This is a genomic window from Kitasatospora sp. NPDC059648 (assembly GCF_042734825.1).
In the GTDB taxonomy this organism is placed as follows: Bacteria; Actinomycetota; Actinomycetes; order Streptomycetales; family Streptomycetaceae; genus Kitasatospora.
This window is the reverse complement of record NZ_JBHWDU010000095.1, coordinates 21,954-30,060: the sequence shown is the minus strand read 5'-3', so window position 1 is coordinate 30,060 and position 8,107 is coordinate 21,954. Positions and strand designations below refer to the sequence as shown.

Annotated in this window: 5 protein-coding genes; 2 read left to right on the top strand and 3 right to left on the bottom strand. The window is 72.1% G+C overall.

Annotated features, from left to right (window positions below; translation table 11 throughout):
* Positions 1 to 2,870 precede the first annotated feature (2,870 nt).
* Together ACFV1W_RS34750 and ACFV1W_RS34745 are read left to right on the top strand one after the other, a co-directional pair.
* Positions 2,871 to 3,161: a hypothetical protein gene (locus ACFV1W_RS34750; RefSeq protein WP_380421260.1), complete on the top strand. Its 291-nt coding sequence runs from the start codon at positions 2,871 to 2,873 to the stop codon at positions 3,159 to 3,161.
* Positions 3,162 to 3,417: 256 nt separating this feature from the next.
* Positions 3,418 to 3,819, top strand: a complete 402-nt coding sequence (locus ACFV1W_RS34745) for a hypothetical protein (protein WP_380421259.1) — start codon at positions 3,418 to 3,420, stop codon at positions 3,817 to 3,819.
* Between the two features lie 1,056 nt (positions 3,820 to 4,875).
* Here ACFV1W_RS34745 and ACFV1W_RS34740 read toward each other — a convergent pair.
* The 3 genes from ACFV1W_RS34740 to ACFV1W_RS34730 form a co-directional block, all read right to left on the bottom strand.
* Positions 4,876 to 5,286, bottom strand: coding sequence for a hypothetical protein (locus ACFV1W_RS34740; RefSeq protein WP_380421261.1), 411 nt, complete (start codon positions 5,284 to 5,286; stop codon positions 4,876 to 4,878).
* A 670-nt stretch (positions 5,287 to 5,956) separates the two neighbouring features.
* Positions 5,957 to 6,262 carry a helicase associated domain-containing protein gene (locus ACFV1W_RS34735; RefSeq protein WP_380421258.1) on the bottom strand — a complete coding sequence of 102 codons (306 nt, stop codon included), beginning with the start codon at positions 6,260 to 6,262 and terminating at the stop codon, positions 5,957 to 5,959.
* Positions 6,263 to 6,460: 198 nt separating this feature from the next.
* Positions 6,461 to 7,759, bottom strand: coding sequence for a transglycosylase family protein (locus ACFV1W_RS34730; protein WP_380421257.1), 1,299 nt, complete (start codon positions 7,757 to 7,759; stop codon positions 6,461 to 6,463).
* Between the last annotated feature and the right edge of the window lie 348 nt (positions 7,760 to 8,107).

The following is an 8,107-nucleotide window of genomic DNA, read 5'->3' as shown; positions in this document are numbered from 1 at the left end:
GGTGACGCCTGGCGGCGTCACCGTGCGTAGTGTCCCGAGGCTGCGCCTCGGGGCCCGGCTGCGCCGGGCGGGGGCGGCTGGGGCCATTCGCCTGCGGCGAATTCACGGGCGGGCTTTGGCCCCTGACGGGGCAGCAACTGAGGGGCCTGCGGCCAGGGCCCCGGGGCATGTTGACGATGTGACGCGAATTTCGGGTAGACAGCCCTCCCTCCGGGGGGCCGCCCCCAGCGTTGACGATGTGACGCGAAATCCCGGTAGCACCCCCTTCCCTCCCCCGTCCGGGCAGCGTTGACGATGTGACGCGAATTTCGGGTAGACGGCCCTCCCCTGGCGGGGAGGGGGTATCCGGTGGAGCACCCGTTGCCGATATGGCGTAAATCCTCGGACGCAGCGTCTCCCCGGGTCGGGGGCCCCTGCCGGGGCCCTCCACCACCCGCCCGTCCAGCGGCCCCACGAGGGGCTCCCCGGGCAAGCCCCCCTAGGCCCTCCGCCCCGTGCCGGGGCGAGGCGTCAAAGATGCAAGAGCTGTCACCGACGCGGCCCCCGCACCACCCCCGGAATCAGGGCCCAGGACCGGCCGGGAAACAGCCCACCAACCGTCACAACCCACTCGGTCAAAAAGCCCGTGCAACGCCGCGCCAGGGCGCAGCGCGGGGCGCCCTTGCAACACACATGAATGTCACCGGTGCCCGGCCTTCGGATGTCACCGCGCAGGGCGCACAGAAATAAGCCAGGAAGCCCACCCGGCATCCGGATGAAAACCCGCCCGCCAGGCGCCTGGCACCCCACTCTTAATGCCACAACAAGCACTAACCCGCTGCCCGCTCATATCGGCCGATAACGACCGGCCCGCACCCTCCCGAACACAACGAGGCCTCACCCGAAAGCGCGACCAAAAAAGGGCGGGGCCTTCGGCGCGGGCCGGGGCCTGACGGCCCCTCGAAAATGGCCGGGAGTGACGCCTGTGGCGCCACCGGAAAAGGGCGGCGCAGACGGGCCAGGAAGGGGGCCGGGAGGGGCCTAGCGGCCCATCGGCCGAGGGGTGCCCGGCAGCGCCTGCGGCGCCACCCGAGCAGGTGCCGGCCGGGACGGAGCGGCCCCTCGCCCCGCGTTCCAGATTTCTGGAACGGACCGCCCCCGGGGCCAGGCCGGCGCCGCCGACCACCCAGCGGGCCGCCGAACCGGCGCAGCACGGCCAAGGCGGACGGTCCCCACCCGGGCCTCCCCCGAGGCGGTACACCGCCTCCTGGACGGCGGCCTGACGGCCACCCACACCGGGCCCCCGCCGGTGCGCAGCAGCGGGCGGGCGGGACGAGGCGGCCAGGACGGCGGCCAGGGCGGCGGCGAGGCGGCCTGGCGGGCAGCCGCGGGGGCGCAGCCACCCGCCAGCTCCATGGGACGCGCGAGGCATCCCCGAGGACGTCGACCAGGACGGCGCCCAGGCGGCCGGGACCGAAGGCCAGCCGGGTGCGGCGGGGCGCAGCACGACGTCGGCCGGGACGGCGCCGAGGACGACGGCCGCGCGACCGGGCGCCCGCTTGATGACTCGCGCGAGCCATCCTCGCTAGGCCGACGGACGGCGGCGGCACCGAGCAGCACGGCACCGAGCGGGACGTCGACCAGGCTGGCGACGACGGCACCGGACCGCGCCCTCGCGGGCCCCCGGCTCACAGCCTCACAGGCTCACAGCCCCTACAGGCCACCCCCGCCACCAGGGAGAACAGCACCCCAACAACACACCCCACACAAGCTCACAGCCCCGTTCCCACAGGCACCGCCCCCGGGCAGGACAGCCGCGAGGACGGTGGCGGGACCGGGACGGCGGCGAGGCGGACACGGGACGGCCGGCTCCTGGCCGACGACCGGGAGCAGCGACCCAAGCGACCCGCGCAGCGGCCAGGACAGGCGGCGACCAGGAGGCAGCACGATGGGACGCGCGAGCTATCCCCCGGGCGACGCCGGCGCAGCCGCGAGAAGCGGACGGCGGCGAGGACGGCGGCGAGCAGGACGTCGACCAGGCCGACGACGGCGGAACCCGGACCGCGCCCGGACCGCGCCTGACAGCAGCCCGAGCTTGATAGCACGCGCGAGCCATCCCGGCTGGCAGACGGCAGCGAGGACGGCGGCGAGGCGGACGTCCACGGACGGCGGCCAAGGCCTCGCCCAGACCGGCCGCGACGGCGGCGAGCAGCACGGCACCGAGCAGGACGGACCCGACCCGGCCGGCGGCCCGCGACCAGGACGGCGGCGAGCAGGACGCCGACCAGTCGCCCCGGACAGGGCCGCCGACACGCGGCCTGACAAGATCACCACCCGGTGCGCGTCACACCCCATTGCCCGTGACGCGCACCACCCGGGACCCGGAAAACGCAGGCAGAAAAACCCTCGAATACCCCCGCCAAAAACACTCCAGAAACCCCCGGAAGCAATCCCGGAAATCCGCCCAAACAAACCGTCAATTCCCCACTCCCGACACCCCACTCTCGGCCGCATGGCATGCCCACGACGCACACACACCGTGACCAGACCGGGCGCCGCCCGACACGGCCGGAAAGAATGGGAGCCGAGGCCGGCACCGGCCCACACCGGTCCAACCGGAACCCCGCAAAACCCCCAAAACATCCAAAGACACCGAGGCAGCCCACCACAGGTCACACCCCTAGGACGCCGGGACGGCGCAGCTGGCAGCCAGGCGGCGACCTCATGTCGTCCGGAAACGGTCATATCCTCCGAATATGGGCGACAGATGCGGTTGGTGCGGGGGCGTCCTGCCGAGCGGGCGGTGTCGCCGGTACTGCCCGCGTCCGCGTCCGTGTCGACAGGCCGCCTACCGGGCCCGCAGGCGCGCCAAGGCCGCGATCCGCGCGCGCGTGGCCCTGCTCCAGATCAGCCAGGAACTCCAGGCACACGCGCTGGCCCTGGACGAGCTGATCGCCGAGGCGCTGCACGCGGGGCAGGCGTTGCCCGGCGCCCACTGCATCGCGGCGGCCGACTTCCAGCAGCTGACCCGCGAGCTGGTGCGGTGCGCGGTGATCGCCGACCGCGAGGCCGGCGCGACCTGGGCCACGATCGGCGAGGCGCTCGGACTCAGCGCGGACGCCGCCCGCGCCCGCTACGGCAAAGTCCGTCTCCTGTGGCCACCACCCCCCGAACCCACCTGACCGCCACCGCCGCCCACCCCAAAGAACGACCGGAAAAGACGCAGGCCTTCAACGTGGAGCTGGGCCTGACGGTCCATCGAAAAGGGCCGGGAGTTAACCCGGCCCACGCCCAGGCTCAAGTCCTCACCTGCCGCCTGGGCGGCTCTCCGGATGCGGATCTGGCTGATTCGTGGTCTGTACTGCACAGCCAGGGGTCCGGTTTGCTCGTACAAAGACCGGCCCCCAAGGGGGCTAGCAGGATGCGGGGGAAAACAGCATGGCCCGTTCGATCAAGGTGCTCGCCGCGCTCGCCGTGGCCGGAGCATCCATCTTCTGCGCCGCCTCGCAGGCGTCCGCCGACCCAAACCCGAACAACACCGGCTACAACCCGATCTGGATCCCGCTGACCACCAGCCATTACGTGGGCGTCTACACCGCCCCCGACGCGGGATCCGGCAAGTGGAACAACCTGACCCTCGCGCCGTACACCTCGAAGGTCTACGCGGACTGCTGGGTGGCCGGCGGGAACGTCGGCAGCGACGGCGACGTCTGGTACCACACCACTTATGTGCAGCAACACGGCTGGTTGACCTACACGGGGGATACCTGGACATTCGCACCGTACGTCGACAGCGCCACGCAGTTCCGCAACGTGCCCGGTCTGCCCCACTGCCCCTGAACCAGCCGGCAGACACACAACGGCTCTGCGCACCGTTCCCGGCGCGCAGGGCCGCGGCCACGTCGAACAGCGCAAGGAAGGCGACGGCGTGGCGAAGGGAAAACTCGGGGTGTGGATCTCCAGACACCAAGAGCCGCCGAGCCAAGCTCACCGAAAAGCAGCTCGAACAGCTCGCCGCACTCGGACTCCACTGGCGCTAACCCGGCCAACCCGACGGCCACCCAGAAAGCACTTCAGGCCGTCTCTGCCCGCCCACGCCCACCGCATCCGAGGAACACGGCGGCCAGGCCCGGCGGGGCGGCCTGATGGCCTTCCTGCGGCCACTCGCACCCCAACCCGCCCCGCCCCACCGCGAGCGGCCGGCACCAGCCGGACGCGAGAACAAGAGCACAGCGCAGCGCCCGGCCACACCGACCAACGCCCCCAACCCACCCACCACAACCACCACCACCAGACAGGGGCCCAGGACGGTAAGTCGAAGTGGTGAGTTCGGCCTATCACCGCCGGTGAGCAGCACAAACAGGCAGCAAGCGGGACGGGCGGCGGGTCGCCGAACCGCACCACGAACCGAACCTCCGCCCGATCCCCGTGCCGAACCACGAACCGACCCCCCAGCCGCACAGCGGCGCCTGTCACGCCGACGGCGGCGACCGGCCGGGCCGGCCCGCCGGGCAGGGCCCATCAACAGGCGCCGCAGGCCGTCCCAACCCGACAGCGCACCACCGCCACCCCACCCCACCCCACCCCACCAGGAGAACAGGGGCGCGCAGAGAGGGTTGTCGGCTTTTCCGCCCACCTTGGCTGGCCCGCTGAGCTGCACAGATGCCACCTGGCGCCCGGGGCGGGGGTGCTGGCATCAGGAGCCACATCGGGAGTTGCAGCAGGAGCCACATCAAGAGCTACATCAGGAGCCACATCGGGAGGTCCGGGAAGGGCCGTTGCCGGGCCGCACGGACGCCGGGCCACACTCCCGGGGGCCGGACAGTGCGTCAGGGCGCGGGGGCTGCCCCAGGGGCCGTCCAGGGGGCGGCTTCCCCTGGAGGGCCGGAAGCGGTGTCAGCCGGTGGTGATGCGAGCGAGGGTGTCCTGGAGATGGCGGACGGCGGTCTCGGCCTGGGTGTACTGCTCGGGACTCGCGGGGACGGTGCCGAAGGTGCTGCCGTGATCGGCGTCCAGGGCGCGCCAGCGCAGGACGGGTTCGAGCGCCGTGATGGCTCCCGAGAGGAACCAGGCCAGGCGTCCATGGGTGCGGGCAAGGACGATGGCAAGGACAGCGAGCACCTCCCGCAGATGCTCCAGCCGGTCCTTCTCGGACAGCAGTTCCTGGGTATCCGGCACACCGACGGCTTCCCGCAGCCCGGCCTCGACCTGGAGCGCGAGGCTCCGGTCGCTGGGGCTCAGCTCCCACACCCCGCCGCGGATCTGCCGCTCGGCTTCTTCGGCAAGGCCCGCGACCGTCGTCTGCATATTCACCGCCTCACCGTAGTGGTGCGCCCCCGGCCTAACGCGGCCCGGGGGCGTCCGGCCTGCGCCGGACGCTCACCAAACCATCACGGCCCCGCAGGGTGGGAACCCCTGCCGTCCGGACCGTCACCCACACACGCACCACCCACCACCAGCAACCAGGGCACAGAAACGGACAGAAGGGGTTGTCGCAATTTCCGGCCGCCCAGAAAGGGCCGATGAGCTGCCGAAACGCGCGGAGAGCGCCGGAAGCGAGGGGGTACCTGCGGTGGTACCTGCGCCCGTACCTGCGGTGGTGCCCTCGGTGCTACGTGCGGTGGTATCTACGTGCTCCCGGAACAGCACCTGGAGCAGCCGGTTCGGGCCGCCGCCGGGGCGGCGCGGACGGCTTCGCCGGACGCGCGGAAGAACCACCGGCCCGCCGCAGGCGCGAACCCCGAACCGGACCGACCGACCACCTCCCCCACCCGAGACATAGAAGCAGAGCAGGGGTTGTCGGTATTTCCGGCCCACCTGGAAGGGGTTCTAACCTGCGACGATGCCGCGCCCGACCGGATGGCTGTGTGCCTACAAGACCACCCACAAGGCGCCTCCCAAGACCACCCACAAGGCGCCTGGCAAGGCCACCCACAAGATGCATGCCGTGGCTGGGAGGGGAGGCGCCGAGGCGGGGTCAGCCGGTGACGGTCTCGGCGTGCCGGGTGAGCGCGTCCATGAGGGTGGTCTGCTGGTCGGTCAGCTTTCCGTCGGCGCGGGCCGTGGCCTGCTTGCGCAGCCAGGTGCCAGGCCGGAATGCGGGATCGTCGCCGAGGCCGGTGCGGTTGGCCGGGCCGTCGAGGGTGCCGCCGGCGGCGAGGTAGGCGAGCAGGCGCCGGTAGGAGCGGTTCCAGTCCGGCTCCAGGCGCCACAGCTCGTCCAGCGCGTCCAGCTTCGCCGCCTGGTCGACGGTGAGGCTGGCGGCCTTGCGCTGACGGCGCATCCAGGCGCCCACCGCGTAGCCGTCCAGGCCCGGTCCGCGCAGCCGCCGGTGGCCGCCCGTGGAGACATGCGTCTCGCAGGTTCAATGGGCGCATCGCCCCGCCCAAGGGTCCGTGTGGCTCGTCTGCCGTTGAGCGGGACCTGACGGGTCGGGGTGCCCGGGGGCGCCCCGACCCGTTGCGGAGGTCATCCTCTGGTGTCAGAGGGTTCCGGTGATGCTGGCGGCGTAGTGGTTGCCGTAGACGCCGGTCAGGTTGATGGCAGTGGCGTTCTGCCAGCTGCCGTCGGTGTGGCGGATCGCGTGCAGGATGCGGTTGTCCGTCGTGACGAAGGTGGCCTGGAGCTCGCCGGCGACCGATGCGACGCTCACCGACGTCGTGGTGAACGAGCCCGCGACCGGCGCCAGGTCGCTCAGCGGCATCCACTGACCGCTGGCGAGGCGGGCACCGTGGTACTGCTTCGTGCCCCCGTTCGACGCGATGACGATCTGCATGTCCGCGCCGGTCCCGGCCATGGCGACGTCGGTCGCGGCGCCCGCGTCTCCGGCCATCGAGTACACGTCGCCCCAGGCACTCCACGTGCCGTCGGCGGCGCGGATCGAGTGGTACACCCGGCCACCAGCCACGGCCACCACCTGCAGTTGTCCGTTCACGGAGGCCTCGGCTGCGCTGGTCACCGCCGCGGGAAGCGTCCCCGCCTGGGACTGGACGTCGGCGAACGCGGCCCAGGTCCCGTCCGCGTGCCGCACGGTGTGGAACAGCCGTCCACTCGCGACCGCTAGCACGTTCAGCTCCGAACCGACCGATACGGCCGACACCTTGGTCACGGAGCTCAGGGATCCGGCCTGCGAGCTGACGTCGCCGAAGGCGCCCCACTGGCCGTCGGCGAACCGGACGGCGTGGTAGATGTCGCCGTTGGCGCCGACCGCCACCACGTGCGTGTCGCCGTTGATCCCGGCGTCGGCCAGCGAGCCGACGGGGCCGATGTCCCCGGTCTGGGCGGCGACGTTGGCGAAGCCCGACCAGTTGCCGGACGCGTCGCGGATCGCGTGGTAGATTCCGCCGCCACCGTTCACCAGTACCTGTGCCTTCCAGCTCGGCGCGGGGGCCGGGGTGGGTGCGGGGTAGGGGTCCGTGCGGTCGGTGGCGAGGCCGGTGCCCGGCGCGCACGCCGGCCAGGCGCCGGCGCCCTGGTCGGCGAGGATCTTCTCGGCGATGAGGATCTGCTGCTGCTTGGTCGCCAGGTCCGGGCGGGCGGCGTAGTTGAGGCCGCCGTAGTGGCGCCAGTTGGCGAGGTTGATCTGGAGTCCGCCGTAGTAGGTGTTCCCGGTGTTGATGCTCCAGTTGCCGCTGCTCTCGCACGCCGCGACCTTGTCCCAGGTGGCGACCGAGGCGGCCGAGGCCTCCGTCGTGACGAGCAGCGGCGCGGAGAGTGCGAGCAGCACGGCGGCGGCGGACGCCCGGCGGAGCAGGGGGGCTTTGAGAGCGCGTGCGGGCATGGAGGTCTCCTGGGATTGTGCGGTGGTGGACGCGCGGGGTGAGCGGCTGGTTCGGGTGTCTCGGGCCGAGGGGGGTGGCGAGCGAGCCCCGTAGGTGTTGCCGGTCAAGGACCGGGGTGCCGGCGGGCCGACCGCCCGGCCCCTGGGCGGGACCGGGCGGTCGGGTTTGTGGATCGTCGGCGATCCGTTACTTGGCGAGGGTCTCCAGGTGCATGTCGCCGTTGGGCATGCCCGTGGCGGAGATGGCGTTGACGTGGCCGCCACCGTCGGCGAGCGCCGCGCCCTGCCAGGAGCCGTCGGCGTGGCGGACGTTGTCGTAGACGGAGCCGCTGGTGAGGGTCACCAGGT